Origin of the sequence: Pantoea sp., assembly GCF_028283705.1 — a bacterium.
Taxonomy (GTDB): domain Bacteria; phylum Pseudomonadota; class Gammaproteobacteria; order Enterobacterales; family Enterobacteriaceae; genus Pantoea.
The window spans coordinates 25,773-41,006 of record NZ_JAPWKD010000032.1 but is presented as its reverse complement, the minus strand read 5'-3'; the positions used below and the strand labels follow the sequence as shown (position 1 = coordinate 41,006).

Sequence of the window (15,234 nt, the reverse complement as noted above, 5' to 3'; positions counted from 1 at the left end):
TCTTCAGCCGTGCCGCTGTGCCAACTCAACCAAATCCAGTGATCGAATCCACATGAGCTATCAGGTACTTGCGCGAAAATGGCGTCCCCAGGCTTTTGCTGACGTAGTCGGTCAGGAACATGTGCTGACTGCGCTGGCCAACGGGTTGTCACTGGGACGAATCCATCATGCTTATCTCTTTTCCGGCACCCGTGGCGTGGGTAAAACCTCGATTGCGCGTTTGCTGGCCAAGGGCCTCAATTGCGAAACTGGCATCACCTCGACGCCCTGCGGCGTGTGTGATAACTGCCGGGAAATTGAGCAGGGACGTTTTGTCGATCTGATTGAGATCGATGCCGCCTCACGAACCAAAGTCGAAGACACGCGTGATCTGCTCGATAACGTGCAGTACGCACCGGCGCGCGGACGCTTCAAGGTTTATCTGATTGATGAAGTGCACATGCTGTCGCGCCACAGCTTCAACGCGTTGTTAAAAACGCTGGAGGAGCCACCGGCGCACGTTAAATTCCTGCTGGCAACTACCGATCCACAAAAACTGCCGGTCACCATTTTGTCGCGCTGTTTGCAGTTCCATCTCAAAGCTCTGGATGTGGAACAGATTCGTCAGCAGCTGGAGCATATTCTGCAACAGGAGCAGATCGCCGCAGAACCGCGAGCACTGCAACTGCTGGCGCGTGCAGCCGAGGGGAGCATGCGTGATGCCCTCAGTCTGACCGACCAGGCGATTGCCATGGGGCAGGGCAGCGTGACACGCGATAGTGTGGCGCAGATGCTCGGTACGCTGGATGATGAGCAGCCGCTGGCGTTAATCGAAGCGCTAAGCGACGGTAACGGCGAACAGGTGATGGCGCTGCTGAATCAGGCGGCGTCACGCGGTGTCGAATGGGAAGCGCTGCTGGTGGAGATGTTACGCCTGCTGCATCGTGTTGCGATGGTGCAGTTACTTCCCAGCTCCCTCAGTGATGATGAGTTCAGCCAGGCGCAGCGCCTGCGTGAACTGGCGCGCGTGCTGCCACCTGCGGACGTGCAGCTGTATTACCAGACGCTGCTGATGGGGCGTAAAGATTTGCCGCTGGCACCGGATCGACGCATGGGCGTGGAGATGACTTTGCTGCGTGCGCTGGCGTTCCACCCGCAGGCGGCGATTGCCGAACCGGTGGCGCGCCCGGTATTAACCCCCCAGGCGGTTCCGGATCAGACCCCGGTCCCGACCCCGGTTGTGGCGGCTCAACCACAAATGGCACCGCCACAGACTGAAGCGCCGCCGATTCCTGCCGATTATCCTGATATGCCCCCTGCGCCGGAAAACCTGCCGGATGCGACCAGCCAGTTATTGCAGGCGCGTACCCAGCTGCTGCGTCAGGGAGCCAGCAAAGCAAAAAAGAGTGAGCCGGCAGCGCGTTCCGCGCGGCCGGCTAATGCGGCGCTGGAACGTCTGGCTAACGTCACGGAACGAGTACAGCAACGCAGCGAGCCGGCGGTAAAAGCGGCGGCGAAGCCGGAAGCGTATCGGTGGAAGGCGCAAACGCCGACTGAGGAAGTGATCGCTGCCCCGGTTGCGACGCCAAAAGCCTTGCGTTCGGCACTGGAGCATGAGAAAACGCCTGAGCTGGCGCTGCGTCTGGCGGAAGAAGCGCAGCAGCGCGATGCCTGGGCGGCTGAAATCGCAGCACTGACGCTGCCGAAGCTGGTGCAGCAACTGGCGCTGAACGCGTGGAAAGAGCAGGGTGATAACAGCGTCTGCCTGCATTTGCGCAGCAGCCAGCGTCATTTGAATTCAGGTTCTGCGCGCCAGGTGTTAGCGGAAGCGCTCAGCACGGCGGCCGGTCAGACAGTTGAACTGACCATTGTTGAAGACGATAATTCCACGGTAATGACGCCACTGGAATGGCGTCAGGCCATTTATGAAGAGAAACTGGCGCAGGCGCGTCAGTCGATCATTAGCGATACCCACATTCAGACGTTGCGTCGTTTTTTTGATGCCGACCTGGATGAAGAGAGTATTCGACCCGTATGAACACGCTGCCGCGCGATGAGCGCGCGACGCAGCCCCAGCAGAGAGAGAAAACTATGTTTGGAAAAGGCGGATTGGGCAACCTAATGAAACAGGCCCAGCAGATGCAGGACAAAATGGCCAAAGTTCAGGAAGAGATCGCCGCGCTGGAAGTGACCGGCGAATCAGGTGCTGGCCTGGTCAAAGTCACCATCAACGGCGCGCATAACTGCCGTCGCGTAGAAGTCGATCCCAGCCTGCTGGAAGATGACAAAGATATGCTGGAAGATCTGATCGCTGCGGCATTCAACGACGCAGCACGCCGCATCGATGAAACCCAGAAAGAGAAAATGGCTTCCGTATCTGCCGGTATGCAGCTGCCGCCAGGCTTCAAGATGCCGTTCTGATGCAAACCAGTCCACTGCTTGAATCTTTGATGGAGTCGCTGCGTTGCCTGCCGGGCGTTGGTCCGAAGTCGGCGCAGCGTATGGCGTTTCATTTGTTGCAGCGCGATCGCAGCGGTGGCATGCGTCTGGCGCAGGCACTGACCCGCGCCATGTCGGAAATCGGCCACTGTGCCGATTGCCGCACCTTCACCGAGCAGGAAATCTGCACCATCTGCGCCAATCCGCGCCGTCAGCAAAACGGTCAGATTTGCGTGGTGGAGAGTCCGGCGGATATCCACGCCATTGAGCAAACCGGCCAGTTTGCCGGACGCTACTTTGTGCTGATGGGGCATCTGTCGCCGCTGGATGGCATTGGTCCGCACGATATCGGGCTGGATCGCCTTGAGCAGCGTCTGGAGCAGGAAAGTTTGCAGGAAGTGATCCTCGCCACCAATCCAACGGTAGAAGGGGAGGCGACGGCAAACTATATCGCCGAGCTGTGTAATCAGTATGGCGTTGATGCCAGCCGCATTGCGCACGGTGTGCCGGTGGGGGGCGAGCTGGAGATGGTCGATGGTACCACTCTGTCGCACTCGTTAGCCGGACGTCATAAGATTAAATTCTGAACACTTGCTGGTGTCGTCACTGACACCGGCTTGAAATTCTCCGCACCATCCCCATCTCTTCCTCAACGTTCGATCAACCCGATTCAGTTGAGGTAGCAATGACCATGAAAGGACAAGAGACGCGTGGCTTCCAGTCAGAGGTAAAACAACTTCTGCACCTGATGATCCATTCCCTCTATTCAAACAAAGAGATTTTCCTGCGTGAACTGATCTCCAACGCCTCTGATGCGGCTGACAAACTGCGCTTCCGCGCGCTGTCGGCACCGGATCTGTATGAAGGCGATGGCGAGCTGCGTGTGCGGATCTCGGTCGACAAGGAAAATCGTACGCTGACGCTGAGCGACAACGGCATCGGCATGCGTCGTGATGAGGTGATTGAGAACCTCGGTACCATCGCGAAATCAGGCACCAAAGCGTTTCTGGAATCGATGGGTTCTGACTCGGCAAAAGACAGCCAGTTGATCGGCCAGTTTGGTGTCGGTTTCTACTCCGCGTTTATCGTTGCCGATAAAGTCACTGTACGCACCCGTGCCGCCGGTGCCAGCGCAGATGAAGGTGTGTTCTGGGAATCTGCTGGCGAAGGTGAATATACCCTCGCAGAAATCGAAAAAGCCGATCGTGGCACCGAAATCACCCTGCATATGCGTGAAGGCGAGGATGAGTTCCTTGATGCCTGGCGCGTGCGCAGCATCATCAGCAAATATTCCGATCACATCGCGCTGCCGGTAGAAATCGAAAGCAAAGATGAAGAAAGCGACGCGACCAGCTGGGAAAAGATCAACAAAGCCCAGGCGCTGTGGACGCGTAACAAAGCGGAAATCAGCGATGAAGAATACAACGAATTCTACAAACATATCGCCCATGACTTCAGCGATCCGGCGATCTGGAGTCACAACCGGGTGGAAGGCAAGCAGGAGTACACCAGCCTGCTGTATATCCCGGCGCGTGCGCCGTTCGACATGTGGAACCGTGACCACAAACATGGCCTGAAACTTTATGTGCAGCGCGTGTTTATCATGGATGATGCTGAGCAGTTTATGCCGAACTATCTGCGTTTCGTGCGTGGTCTGATCGACTCCAACGACCTGCCGCTCAACGTGTCGCGCGAAATCCTGCAGGACAGCCGTGTGACGCAAAGCCTGCGTGGTGCGCTGACCAAACGCAGCCTGCAAATGCTGGAAAAACTGGCGAAAGATGACGCGGAAAAATACCAGCAGTTCTGGAAAGAGTTCGGGCTGGTGCTGAAAGAAGGTCCGGCGGAAGATAACGCCAACCAGCAGCAGATTGCTAAGCTGCTGCGTTTTGCCACCACACAAAGCGAAGGGGCGGAACAAACCATTTCGCTGGACGATTACCTGAGCCGTATGGTGGAAGGTCAGGATAAGATTTACTACATCACCGCCGATAGCTACGCCGCGGCGAAGAGCAGCCCGCATCTGGAGCTGTTCCGCAAAAAAGGTATCGAGGTTCTGCTGTTGTCCGATCGTATCGACGAATGGATGATGAGTTACCTTACCGAGTTCGACGGCAAATCCTTCCAGTCCGTGAGCAAAGCGGATGAATCGCTGAGCAAGCTGGCTGATGAAGAAACCGAAGAACAGAAGGAAGCGGAAAAAGCGCTGGAGCCGTTCGTTGACCGCGTGAAAACCCTGTTGGGCGAGCGTGTCAAAGAAGTGCGTTTAACCCATCGTCTGACCGATACTCCGGCGATTGTCACCACTGACGCCAACGAAATGAGCACCCAGATGGCGAAACTGTTCGCTGCTGCGGGCCAGGAAGTGCCGGATGTGAAGTATATCTTCGAACTGAACCCGGATCATACGCTGGTGAAACGCGTGGCAGATACCCAGGATGAAAGCCGCTTTGGCGAATGGGTGGAGCTGCTGCTGGATCAGGCGCTGTTGGCCGAACGCGGTACGCTGGACGATCCGAACCAGTTTATCCGTCGTATGAACCAGCTGCTGACAGCTTAATCATACGACATCCCAAAGGAGCGCATTTATGCGCTCCTTTTTTAATGCAGCGCCTCATCCCTTAACCAATCGCGAAACAACGTAATCTCCGCATCATGCTGCCGCGAGGCTTTGGTCATCATCCAGGTGGCACGATCTACGCGCACAAAGCCGAGCGGAGCGATCAGCGTGCCGTCGTTTAACTCCTGACGGACCAGCAGGCGCGGTGCCATGATCACCCCCAGCCCATTTCTTGCCGCCTGGATACCCAGCGTAAGATTGTCGAAATGTTTACCCACCCAAAAATTCCCCCGGGTGCCGCTGGTTTTCGACCATTCAGCCCAGGCATGCAGCCGCGTGTCGGCATGCAGCAGCGGAAGCGTGGCCAGGTCCTGTTCATTCTGGAAACGCGCAGCAAACTGCGGAGCGCAGAGCGGGCCGATGTAATCATCGCTGATCAGCGTGGCATCAATATCGTCATCGGGTGACTGTTCATAGCTGAGAATCAGCACATCGGTGTGTTCACTGCGCAGCAGATCGATCTCCACCAGTTGCTGAAACTGGATTTCGATGTCGGGATAGCGCAGATAAAAGCTGCTGATACGCGGGATCAGCCATTGGGAAAGAAAACTGGGGGCGCAGGAGACGCTGAGGTGGTGGCGCATGCCGGTACGAATACTTTCGCAGGTGGTGGACAGTTCGCTAAAGGCTTTCTGGCAACTGACCAGCAAGCGCTCACCATGTGAGGTTAATTTGACGCGTCCATTGGTGCGAACAAACAGCGGCTTGCCCATCCAGCTTTCCAGCTGGCGAATCTGATGGCTGATGGCGCTGTGAGTCACATGCAGGCGTTCAGCGGCGACGCTAAAACTGCTGTGGAGGGCCGCCTGGTGAAAATAATGCAGTGCACGTAACGAAGGTAGCCCGGTCATACTCATCCCCTGTGTAAAAACCTAACAGGGATTGTCAGTTTATATCATTTCAAAGTCCAGCCGCATTGGCCTAACCTTTCCCCCTGATTCTGGCGGGTTGACTGGCAGGCGTCTCTGTGTTTACGCCGGTGATTTTCGCCATGGACCTGAGCATCACCCGCCATCCCACACAGCAAAAAAATAAGAGAATAATCACGCGATGGCTCGACAGAATGCTTCTGCCAGGGCGGCGGCGCGCGATCGGCTTCGCGGCTTGCTTTCCCGTCACTACCGGCTTGAACAGTACGATCTGTTCTTCGTCCCTTCATTACATATTGCGCGGGTGCTGCTCTCGCAGCTGTTCTTACGTCAGGAACAGGCACGCAATCAGTCACGTTACGCCTCGCAATATCGCGCCAGTGAATTAAGCGTGTTACCTGCGGTGCCGGTCATGGCGGGAAATATCGCGCTGGTTGAACATGTGGATCTGTTCTATGGCCGTGTGCGCCCGCTGGATGAATGCCAAAGCCAGGGGGTGACGGATGCGTCAGAGTCTTTTGCCTCGCAGTTGCACCGTCGTCTGATCAGTGATGCGCGACTGTTTGTGGCACGACTGGATCGCCACGCTGAGTTGAGTGCAGATCTGGTGCTGATTGCGCTGCGTACCCAGGATTTCAGCACGCTGGTGCGCAGCGAGTTGCGGTTGTTCGAACAGGGTCTGGCCCTCGGTGATGCACCGGAGCAGGCGTTGGCGCAGATGGCGACAGCGGAGTGGCGGCCCTATAATATCGCCAGTGTTGACACAATCACGCTTGAAGCGCCATTTTCACTGCAATCACTCCAGCAGCCCGGTCTGCCGTTTGCAATTTTGCCGACAGTACCCGGCAAGCCGCCACCGGAGCCGCATCCCGATTTGCAGCTGTGGCCTGCGCAGAAGCGCATGATGTTACGCGCTAATGTGCGCGGTAGTGCAACCAAAAGTCAGAATATGACCAGCAAACTGGCGAAACGTCTGCGCGAGCTGCTGAATAGCGGTCGCGATTCTGAAAAAGTGGAAAAATCCCGCATCGGGCTGGTATCCGCAACAAAAGGCAGTAAAGTAGGACATTAGGCGTAACCGCGCCCCCTTTCCTTGTGGTGCGCGGGGCATAATGGTATGGTCTTCGCCTTCTCAGATTGATCAATGCGATTCGCAAGGGGAATTACGCAATGCGTATTATTCTGCTCGGGGCACCGGGCGCAGGTAAGGGCACTCAGGCTCAATTCATCATGGAGAAATACGGTATTCCGCAAATCTCCACGGGCGACATGCTGCGTGCGGCAGTGAAAGCAGGCACCGAGCTGGGCCAGCAGGCGAAAGCCATTATGGATGCCGGCAAACTGGTGACCGACGAGCTGGTAATTGCGCTGGTTAAAGAGCGTATTACCCAGGAAGACTGCAAAAACGGTTTCCTGCTTGATGGCTTCCCGCGCACCATTCCGCAGGCTGATGCGATGAAAGAGGCGGGTATCAACGTCGATTTCGTGCTTGAGTTTGCCGTGCCGGATGAACTGATTGTGGATCGCATTGTTGGCCGTCGCGTGCATGCGCCGTCTGGTCGTGTTTATCACATCCAATACAATCCACCGAAAGTGGCAGGTAAAGATGATGTGACCGGCGAAGAGCTGACCACGCGTAAAGATGACCAGGAAGAAACCGTGCGTAAACGTCTGGTGGAATACCATCAGCTGACCGCGCCGCTGATTGCTTACTACAGCAAAGAAGCAGAAGCCGGTAACACGCAATACCACAAAATCGACGGCACCCGCCAGGTTGCTGAAGTGAGTGCACAGCTGGCAACCATCCTCGGTTAAGCCATCTCAGGGCCGGTTTACCGGCCCTTTTGCAGCAATTGCTTTCCCCTCAGGCTTTTTCCGCTACAATTTCTCCCGATTTTGACCCATTCGTTTTGACAGCAAGGAAATACAATGAGGCAAGAAAAGCCCGGGGTTTTACTGGTCAATTTAGGCACACCAGAGGCACCCACTACACCCGCAGTTAAACGTTATCTGAAGCAATTCCTTGGTGACCCGCGAGTGGTTGATACACCGCGCTGGCTGTGGTGGCCGATTCTTAACTTCATCATTTTGCCATTCCGATCGCCGCGTGTGTCCAAACTGTATGCGTCGGTATGGATGGATGAAGGTTCACCGTTGATGGTGTTCAGCCAGCGGCAACGCGCTGCGTTGGCGCAGCAGCTGGATATGCCGGTCGAGCTGGGAATGAGCTACGGCCAGCCGAGTCTCGATGGCGCGCTTCAGCGCCTGCTGGCACAGGGCGTGACCAAATTGATCGTGCTGCCTCTCTATCCACAATTCTCCTGCTCAACGGTGGCGGCTGTGTGGGATGGGCTGGCGACCAGCTTCAAACCGCTGCGTTCACTGCCAGAAGTGGCATTTATCCGTGATTATGCCGAGCATCCGGCGTATATCGCCGCCCTGAAAGCGTCAGTCGAGCGTTCGTTTGCACAGCATGGCGAGCCGGATCTGCTGGTCCTTTCTTATCATGGCATCCCGCAGCGCTTTGCTGACGAAGGCGATGATTATCCGCAGCGCTGTAAAGACACCACCGATGCACTGGCGGCTGCGCTGGGGATCGCCCCGCATAAAATTATGATGACCTTCCAGTCGCGCTTTGGCCGGGAGCCGTGGCTGACACCTTATACCGATGAAACCATGCAGGGTTTACCTGCGAAAGGCATCAAACATGTACAGGTGATGAGTCCGGGCTTTGCCGCCGACTGTCTCGAAACGCTGGAGGAGATTAGCGAGCAGAATCGTGAGTTTTTCCTGCACGCCGGCGGTGAAAAATTTGAGTACATCCCTGCGCTCAACGCTGACGATGAACACATCGAAATGATGGTACAGCTGGTCAACGCACGTCGTTAAGGGAGCGGCAGAGAATGTGCTATCATTCTCTGCCTGATTTTCCACACGGCATCCCCCATGAAATTTCCCGGCAAACGTAAATCCAAACACTACTTCCCCGTTAGCGCGCGCGATCCGCTGCTGCAGGTTTCGCAACAGGTTCAGGAGGAGGGGAGCTGGGTGGTCGGTATTGACCAGACGCTGGTGGATATCGAAGCGAAAGTTGATGATGACTTCCTGCAACGCTACGGCCTCAGCGCCGGTCATTCGCTGGTGATTGATGACGCAACGGCCGAAGCGCTCTACAACGAGCTGTTGCGTGACCAGTTGATTAGCCATCAGTTTGCCGGAGGCACCATTGGCAATACGCTGCATAACTACTCAGTGCTGGCCGATGATCGTTCGGTGCTGCTGGGGGTGATGTGCAGCAACATCCAGATTGGCAGCTATGCCTATCGCTACTTGTGCAACACTTCCAGCCGTATGGACCTCAATTATTTGCAGGGAGTCGATGGCGCGATTGGCCGTTGCTTTACCCTGATTAGTGAGCAGGGCGAGCGTACGTTTGCCATCAGCCCGGGGTTGATGAACCAGTTGCAGGTCGCCAGCATCCCGGAAGAAGTGATCGCGGGCGCGTCCGCGCTGGTGCTCACCTCCTATCTGGTGCGTTGCCAGCCGGGTGAACCGATGCCTGAAGCGACGTTGCGCGCGATTGATTACGCCAAAAAACATAATGTGCCGGTGGTCCTCACGCTGGGCACTAAATACGTCATTCAGGATGATCCGCAGTTCTGGCGTGATTTTCTGCGCGATCATGTCTCCATTGTGGCGATGAATGAAGAAGAAGCTCTGGCGCTGACCGGTGAAACGGACCCGCTGCTGGCAGCCAATATGGCGCTGGACTGGGTCGATCTGGTGTTATGTACGGCGGGGCCGACCGGACTCTATATGGCGGGCTTTACCGAACAGGAATACAAACGCAAAACCAACCATCCATTGCTGCCGGGGGCGATTGCGGAATTTAACCAGTTTGAGTTCAGCCGTGCGATGCGTCAGCAGGATTGTCAGCAGCCATTGCGTATCTTCTCGCATATCGCCCCGTATATGGGGGGGCCGGAGAAGATTATGAACACCAACGGCGCAGGTGATGCAGCTCTTGCGGCGCTGCTGCATGACATCACCGCCAACAACTTTCATCGTCAGAAAGTGCCGAACTCCAGCAAGCATGCGCGGGAGTATCTGACCTATTCGTCACTGGCGCAGGTGTGTAAATATGCCAACCGTGTGAGTTATCAGGTGCTGAACCAGCATTCACCGCGTCTGACGCGTGGCCTGCCGGAGCGCGAGGATAGCCTGGAAGAGTCGTACTGGGATCGATAAGCAGTAGCGGCGCGATTTATCGCGCCGCTACGCAGATCATACGAATGAATTAAATTGGGCACTCACGTACTATCGGGTTTTGCGCGATCGCTTCTTCCAGCATATGCAGCATGCTGTTAGCGATCTCGCGTTCACCCATCACCACGCGATTGGCACCACGCTCAAGAATATATTCCACCTCGTCGTCATAATGGGCGCGGGCGATAATCTCAATATTGTCACGTTTTTCGCGGGCGGCAGTAACAATCTCACCGGCTTCATAGCCATTGGGGATGGTCAGCAACAGCCAGCGGGCGCAATCAAGCCGGGCCAGTTCCATGGTATCGCTGCGGGCGGCATTGCCCAGTACCGCTTTGATCCCTTGATCGCGCAGGGCTTCCACGCGCGCTCGTGAGTTTTCCACCACTACCAGCGGGACATCGGCCTCCATCAGTTTCTGCCCCAGCAGGCTGCCGACACGGCCATAACCAACAATCACCGCATGATCGCAGATATCCACCGGAATTTGTTTTTCTTCTTCAATGGCTTCCTCCAGTGTCTGCTCTGCCATGGTCTCGGTTTTTTCGAGATAGCGCTCCAGCAGGGTGAACAGAATCGGGTTGAGCATAATCGAGAGAATAGCGGCGGCCAGCACCAGATTGCGTCCCTCCTGGCTCAGCAATCCCAGCGAAATGCCCAAACCGGCCAGAATAAAGGCGAATTCGCCAATCTGCGCCAGGCTGACGGAGATCGTCATGGCAGTACGGCGTGAGTGGCCCAGTAGCGTCACCAGCAGCCAGGCGGCTACGGATTTACCCACCACGATGATCACCAGCGCACCCAGCACCGCTAGCGGTTGCTCGATCAGGATCATCGGGTCGAACAGCATACCCACGGAGACGAAGAACAGTACGGCAAAGGCATCGCGCAACGGCAATGTATCGTGCGCCGCACGGTGGCTGAGTTCCGATTCATTCAGTACCATCCCGGCGAAGAACGCGCCGAGGGCAAAGGAGACATCAAAAAACTCAACCGCACCAAACGCGATGCCCAGCGCCAGCGCCAGCACCGCAAGGGTGAACAACTCGCGTGAACCGGTGGCCGCACTTTTTGCCAGAATCCACGGTACCACACGACGGCCCACCACCATCATCAGCACCATAAAGGCGACCACTTTACCGATGGTCAGTAACAAATCCCACGCCAGTAGCGTCGGGCTGGCATTGCCTTGTTCCAGCATGCCAGCGATAGCCGGGAGCAGTACCAGCGTCAGGACCATCACCAGGTCTTCCACAATCAGCCAGCCGATAGCGATTTGCCCGCGCTGGCTGTCAATCAGTTGACGCTCCTCCAGCGCACGCAGCAACACCACGGTACTGGCGGTGGAGAGACACAGGCCAAATACCAGACCGGTCATCACTGACCAGCCCAGTGCCCACGACAGCCCCATTCCCAGCAGCGTTGCCACGGCGATTTGCGCCACAGCGCCAGGAATGGCGACAGACTTTACCGACATCAAATCCTTCAGCGAAAAATGCAGCCCCACACCAAACATCAGTAGAATGACGCCTAATTCAGCCAGTTCGGGGGCCAGATTGGTATCGGCGACGAAGCCGGGCGTGAAGGGACCCGCGAGGACGCCAGCCAGTAAATAACCGACCAGTGGGGAAATGCGCAGGCGATTAGCCAGCATACCAAGGAGAAAGGCGAGGACCAGTGCCCCGACAATGGTGGTGATCAACGGTGTGGTGTGATGCATGCCTGTCTCCTTGTGAGCAAATGTATCCGCTTGTAACAACCTAGTTTACTGCACAATGGCTAACGGAGTTTATACATTTGCGCAGAATATGTAGAAAACTGACAAAAAAGCCGCCGAAGCGTCATTTTCATCAGTTATCCCCCTCTATCGGCAGGATTTATGCTGAATAGAGGGGGAAGGGAAAAATAATTCCCCCCGGAAACAGGCTCAGGCGTGACGATTATCAGGCAGGAAAGCAGTCAAAAGGCCAATAAGTGGCAGCCAGGCACAGATTTGGTATACCCATTCGATGCTGGTGTGGTCTGCAACCACGCCCAGTACCGCGGCGCCCAGTCCACCCATACCGAAGGCAAAACCGAAAAACAGCCCGGAAACCATACCGATACGTCCCGGTAACAGCTCCTGTGCATAAACCAGAATGGCGGAAAATGCCGAAGCGAGAATCAGGCCGATAATCACGCTGAGTATACTGGTCCACATTAATGTGGCATGTGGCAATAACAGCGTGAAGGGGGCAACGCCCAGAATTGAACCCCAGATAACATATTTACGGCCAATCTTATCGCCAATTGGCCCGCCAATAATGGTGCCAGCCGCCACTGCGCCCAAAAAGGCAAACAGATGAAACTGCGATGCTTGCACCGAGAGGCCGAATCTCTGCATTAAATAGAAGGTGTAGTAGCTACTCAGGCTGGTGAGATAGAAATACTTGGAAAAAATCAGCAGCAACAAAATGCTGATTGCCAGCGCCACTTTTTTGCGTGGCAGCGGGTTCGCTGGCGTGATGGTGGTTTTGGCTTTAGCGGCGCGCTGCTGATGGCTGTACCAGCGGCTGACCTGCAACAGCACGATAATGCCCAGCAGCGCTGCCAGCACAAACCAGCCGAGGTGGCCTTTGCCATAGGGGGCGACAATCATCGCCGCCAGCAATGGGCCGAGGGCGCTACCAAAGTTGCCACCGACCTGGAACAGCGATTGCGCCAGGCCGTGACGTCCGCCCGATGCCATACGCGCCACGCGCGATGATTCCGGATGAAAGACCGATGATCCGCTACCCACCAGCGCGGCCGCCAGCAGAACCTGGACATAATCGCTGGCAAAGGTCAGCAGCACCAGACCACATAGCGTAAAGCCCATCCCGACCGGGAGTGACCAGGGTTTGGGGTATTTGTCAGTGTAATAACCCACCAACGGTTGCAACAGAGAGGCGGTCACCTGAAAAGTCAGGGTGATCAGGCCAATCTGCACAAAGTTAAGGCTGAAGTCTTTTTGCAACAGCGGGTAAATCGCCAGCAGCAGTGACTGCAACATATCATTCAGCAGATGGGCGAGGCTGATAGCCCCTAAAATGCCAAATGCAGTACGCGCCGGAGCGCGTGTCGGGGAAGTGAGGGTATGATCGCTTGCCATAAAATTCCTGAAATGTGCCAATTTTCGTTATCAAGTTGTTACTTCTCACATGACTCTATAAGCCTTTCATCTTGAGTTAAAGTGCGATCTGTGCGACACAGAAGGGCGATAAAGCACATAAAGTCCACTGGTTAGTGGAAACACGCAGAATAAGGAGATCGGCTTTGTTGTTACTTCCACGCAGAACGCATTGGCTGGCGTTGATCATCTTACTGTTGCCAATGCTGGCACAGGCCTGGCAAACCGATCGCACCTATCGTCTGACTATCCTGCATACCAACGATCAGCACGGCCATTACTGGCCCAACGCGCAGGGTGAGTATGGCCTTGCGGCGCAGAAAACCCTGATGGATTATCAGCGCTACGATGCGCAGTCCAAAGGGAACGGCGTGTTGATTCTGTCGGGTGGCGACGTGAATACCGGTGTGCCGGAGTCTGATTTGCTGGATGCGGAACCCGATATCCGCGGCATGAATCTGGTGGGCTATGATGCGATGGCGCTGGGGAATCATGAGTTTGATAAGCCGCTCAGCGTGTTACAAAAGCAGCAAAAGTGGGCCAAATTCCCTTTCCTTTCCGCCAATATCTACGACAAAAGCACCGGTAAGCGGCTATTCAAGCCGTGGGCGGTCTTCAACCGTATGGGACTGAAAGTGGCGGTGATCGGCCTGACCACCACCGATACGCTGCGCATCGCCAATCCCGCCAGCGTGGCGGGTCTGGAGATTCGCGATCCGGTCACGGAAACCGAAAAGGCGGTGGCGGAACTGCGTGCCAGCGTAAAACCGGATGTGATTATTGCGCTGACCCATATGGGTCACTATGACGATGGCAGGCACGGCAGCAATGCGCCGGGGGATGTGGAGCTGGCACGCAGCCTGCCGCCCGGTACCATCAACCTGATTGTCGGCGGCCACTCGCATGATGCGGTCTGTATGGAAAAAGAGAATGTCAGCGTCAAAAATTATCAGCCAGGCCAGCCCTGTCAGCCGGATCGCCAGAATGGTGTGTGGATTGTGCAGGCGAAAGAGTGGGGTAAATATGTCGGGCGCGGCGATTTTACTTTCCGTAACGGCGAGCTGTCGCTGGAGAACTACCAGCTGATCCCGGTTAACCTGAAGCACAAAGTGAAGAATTTCGACGGCAGCGAGTCGTGGCTGACCTGGCAGGAAGAGATTCCGCAGAACCCGGCGATGATGAAATTGCTGACCTCGTTCAAGAAACGTGCCGAAGCAAAACTGGATGTGAAGGTTGGCAGCAGCGATGGTGTTTTTGTTGGCGATCGTGACCAGGTGCGTTTTGTGCAAACCAATCTGGGGCAGCTGATTTTACGCGCCCAGATGGCGGCGACCAAAGCGGACTTTGCGGTGATGAGCGGCGGCGGCATTCGCACCTCGCTGGCGCAGGGAGCGATCAGCTGGCGCGATTTATTGCAGGTGCAGCCGTTCAACAATCAGGTGGTTTCCGTGACGCTGACTGGCCGGGAATTGTTGGCTTATCTGGCAAAGGTCGCCAACATCACAACCGATGCGGGCGGCTTTGCGCAGTTTGCCCATATCAGCCTGGTGGCCGATGGCAGCAGTGTCAGTGAGGTGAAAATCAACGGTGTCCCGCTGGATATGGATAAAACCTATCGCATGGCGACCAACAGTTTTAACGCCACCGGCGGTGATGGTTATCCGCGCATCGACAGCCATGCGGGCTATAGCAACACCGGGTTGCGTGATGCTGATGTCTTGCGTGACTGGGTCAGCCATCATTCACCGCTGAAGGTGAGTGATTACGCGCCAGGTGATGACATCGTTCACCTGACGGAAGCACAGAAGCAGCAACGGGATAAAGCGCAGGAGACACCGCAGGAGAAACCAAAGAAGCGCAGCTATCCGCAAACGGTGCTGGCGTGGATTCTGCCCCATGCGGTGGAGAAATAA

12 protein-coding genes and 1 other annotated feature are annotated in these 15,234 nt (G+C 55.9%); of the genes, 9 read left to right on the top strand and 3 right to left on the bottom strand.

Features of this window, described 5'->3' with window-relative positions:
- The first annotated feature begins 52 nt into the window (after positions 1-52).
- The 4 genes from dnaX to htpG all read left to right on the top strand — a co-directional run bounded on the left by dnaX (position 53) and on the right by htpG (position 4,978).
- Entirely contained in the window at positions 53-2,017 is a 1,965-nt protein-coding gene (dnaX, locus tag PW844_RS23155) for a DNA polymerase III subunit gamma/tau (protein WP_299456822.1), read from the top strand.
- Positions 1,359-1,420 (top strand) — a sequence feature (DnaX frameshifting element). Its footprint overlaps the gene before it by 62 nt.
- Before the next feature lie 53 nt (positions 2,018-2,070).
- Positions 2,071-2,400 carry a YbaB/EbfC family nucleoid-associated protein gene (locus PW844_RS23150; protein WP_021182290.1) on the top strand — a complete coding sequence of 110 codons (330 nt, stop codon included), beginning with the start codon at positions 2,071-2,073 and terminating at the stop codon, positions 2,398-2,400.
- Complete coding sequence (gene recR, locus PW844_RS23145; RefSeq protein ID WP_084873223.1) at positions 2,400-3,005, top strand: recombination mediator RecR; 606 nt, start codon at positions 2,400-2,402, stop codon at positions 3,003-3,005. Before PW844_RS23150 ends, recR begins: the two co-directional genes overlap by 1 nt.
- Positions 3,006-3,103: 98 nt before the next feature.
- A complete protein-coding gene (gene htpG / locus PW844_RS23140; RefSeq protein WP_299456818.1) occupies positions 3,104-4,978 on the top strand; it encodes a molecular chaperone HtpG in 1,875 nt (624 codons plus the stop codon).
- A gap of 41 nt (positions 4,979-5,019) precedes the next feature.
- Here the strand turns inward: htpG and PW844_RS23135 are convergent, their stop codons facing one another.
- Positions 5,020-5,889 (bottom strand): LysR substrate-binding domain-containing protein, encoded by an 870-nt coding sequence (locus PW844_RS23135; RefSeq protein ID WP_299456816.1) that lies wholly within the window; start codon positions 5,887-5,889, stop codon positions 5,020-5,022.
- 199 nt (positions 5,890-6,088) lie between these two features.
- Here PW844_RS23135 and PW844_RS23130 point away from each other — a divergent pair, with 199 nt between their 5' ends.
- From PW844_RS23130 to PW844_RS23115, 4 genes are all read left to right on the top strand, one after another.
- The gene (locus tag PW844_RS23130) at positions 6,089-6,979 is read left to right on the top strand and encodes a DUF6024 family protein (protein ID WP_299456814.1); all 891 of its coding nucleotides are present in this window, start codon (positions 6,089-6,091) and stop codon (positions 6,977-6,979) included.
- A 98-nt stretch (positions 6,980-7,077) separates the two neighbouring features.
- On the top strand, positions 7,078-7,722 hold the full coding sequence (gene adk, locus PW844_RS23125) for an adenylate kinase (RefSeq protein ID WP_299456812.1): 645 nt from the start codon (positions 7,078-7,080) through the stop codon (positions 7,720-7,722).
- A gap of 114 nt (positions 7,723-7,836) precedes the next feature.
- On the top strand, positions 7,837-8,796 hold the full coding sequence (hemH, locus tag PW844_RS23120; protein ID WP_299456810.1) for a ferrochelatase: 960 nt from the start codon (positions 7,837-7,839) through the stop codon (positions 8,794-8,796).
- Between the two features lie 57 nt (positions 8,797-8,853).
- Positions 8,854-10,155: an inosine/guanosine kinase gene (locus PW844_RS23115; RefSeq protein ID WP_299456808.1), complete on the top strand. Its 1,302-nt coding sequence runs from the start codon at positions 8,854-8,856 to the stop codon at positions 10,153-10,155.
- Between the two features lie 49 nt (positions 10,156-10,204).
- Here the strand turns inward: PW844_RS23115 and ybaL are convergent, their stop codons facing one another.
- Positions 10,205-11,893, bottom strand: a complete 1,689-nt coding sequence (gene ybaL, locus PW844_RS23110; RefSeq protein WP_299456804.1) for a YbaL family putative K(+) efflux transporter — start codon at positions 11,891-11,893, stop codon at positions 10,205-10,207.
- Between the two features lie 207 nt (positions 11,894-12,100).
- A complete protein-coding gene (locus PW844_RS23105) occupies positions 12,101-13,303 on the bottom strand; it encodes an MFS transporter (RefSeq protein WP_299456803.1) in 1,203 nt (400 codons plus the stop codon).
- Positions 13,304-13,467: 164 nt separating this feature from the next.
- Between PW844_RS23105 and ushA the strand changes: the two genes are divergently transcribed.
- Positions 13,468-15,234, top strand: a complete 1,767-nt coding sequence (gene ushA, locus PW844_RS23100) for a bifunctional UDP-sugar hydrolase/5'-nucleotidase UshA (RefSeq protein ID WP_299456802.1) — start codon at positions 13,468-13,470, stop codon at positions 15,232-15,234.

Excerpts from the sequence above, each read along its gene's own strand:
- dnaX (WP_299456822.1), top strand. The coding sequence starts at position 53 with ATGAGCTATCAGGTACTTGCGCGAAAATGGCGTCCCCAGGCTTTTGCT.
- PW844_RS23150 (WP_021182290.1), top strand. The coding sequence starts at position 2,071 with ATGTTTGGAAAAGGCGGATTGGGCAACCTAATGAAACAGGCCCAGCAG.
- recR (WP_084873223.1), top strand. The coding sequence starts at position 2,400 with ATGCAAACCAGTCCACTGCTTGAATCTTTGATGGAGTCGCTGCGTTGC.
- htpG (WP_299456818.1), top strand. The coding sequence starts at position 3,104 with ATGACCATGAAAGGACAAGAGACGCGTGGCTTCCAGTCAGAGGTAAAA.
- PW844_RS23135 (WP_299456816.1), bottom strand. The coding sequence starts at position 5,889 with ATGACCGGGCTACCTTCGTTACGTGCACTGCATTATTTTCACCAGGCG.
- PW844_RS23130 (WP_299456814.1), top strand. The coding sequence starts at position 6,089 with ATGGCTCGACAGAATGCTTCTGCCAGGGCGGCGGCGCGCGATCGGCTT.
- adk (WP_299456812.1), top strand. The coding sequence starts at position 7,078 with ATGCGTATTATTCTGCTCGGGGCACCGGGCGCAGGTAAGGGCACTCAG.
- hemH (WP_299456810.1), top strand. The coding sequence starts at position 7,837 with ATGAGGCAAGAAAAGCCCGGGGTTTTACTGGTCAATTTAGGCACACCA.
- PW844_RS23115 (WP_299456808.1), top strand. The coding sequence starts at position 8,854 with ATGAAATTTCCCGGCAAACGTAAATCCAAACACTACTTCCCCGTTAGC.
- ybaL (WP_299456804.1), bottom strand. The coding sequence starts at position 11,893 with ATGCATCACACCACACCGTTGATCACCACCATTGTCGGGGCACTGGTC.
- PW844_RS23105 (WP_299456803.1), bottom strand. The coding sequence starts at position 13,303 with ATGGCAAGCGATCATACCCTCACTTCCCCGACACGCGCTCCGGCGCGT.